2 protein-coding genes are annotated in these 929 nt (G+C 64.9%); both read right to left on the reverse strand.

The window, feature by feature from the left end:
- Positions 1–53 precede the first annotated feature (53 nt).
- Positions 54–530 carry a hypothetical protein gene (locus tag AC1DY5_RS57120; protein WP_478122956.1) on the reverse strand — a complete coding sequence of 159 codons (477 nt, stop codon included), beginning with the start codon at positions 528–530 and terminating at the stop codon, positions 54–56.
- Positions 531–594: 64 nt separating this feature from the next.
- A partial coding sequence (locus tag AC1DY5_RS57125; RefSeq protein ID WP_478122957.1) for a phage capsid family protein occupies positions 595–929 on the reverse strand: 335 nt, incomplete at its 5' end.

Below are 929 nucleotides of genomic sequence, written 5' to 3' on the forward strand. Positions count from 1 at the left end.
GGTGGATGGAGGAAAGGGCCGCTATGGGCCCTTTCCCTGGGGGAAGCCGCTGATTAGCGGAAGCCCTTCATCTCGCCCTTGATGAGGATGTCCAGCTGCGAAACCTTGGCGTTTGCGGCGCCGGCGATCGTGAGGATCAGGTTCGCGGCCTTGGGCAGCGTCACGTTGGCGTTGGAAGTCGCGTTGCGCAGCCGGCCGGTGGCGTTGAGCACGAGGCCCGTGCCGAAGAAGGTCGCGCTCTGCGGGACGGTCGGGTCGTCGATGCCGTCTTCGTACTCGAAGCCAAGCGAGCCGGTGACGGCCGCGGTCATGGCTGTGGAGACGATGACTTGGCTGTCGTCCAGGCGCATGCCATCCTGCAGCGGGCCGAGGACGACCTTGTCACCGATGCCTAGGGCAACGATGGAGTCGGAATCGATCGCGGCGCCAGTGGCGTCGGTCTTGAGCTGGAAGTGCAACGACGAATCGTTGCCGTACGGCGCGTTGTGGAATTGACGTGCGCGGAACTGGGTCTTGGTAACGGTGGGCATGTTGTGCTCCTGATGGATTGATGAGACGAGGCCGGACCGGGATCACTCCCGGCCCAGGTGCCTATCAGTTGCGGGCGCCGATGATCGGCACGGCGGTGTCGATGGCGATCGCGCCGTAGTCCGTCATCTGCTTGCCGCTGCCGTAGTCGATCTCGAAGCGAACCTTCGAGACGCCGCGGATGGCGCCGAGCAGCAGCTCGACCTTGTCGCCGTGGTCCAGCTCCTTCTCGCTCCAGAAGAACGGAACGCTGGAGTCCTTGTGCGCGGCGAGCGCTTCAGCGACGGCCTGGCCGCCCAGCAAGATCGCGCGGTCCACGGCGAACGTGGTGCCGAAGCCGGCCGGAACCGTGGTCGACAGCTCGGTTTCGCTGGTGAAGTCCTGCGCGTACTTGATGGTGT

The organism is Variovorax sp. P4_D9 (assembly GCF_056401695.1).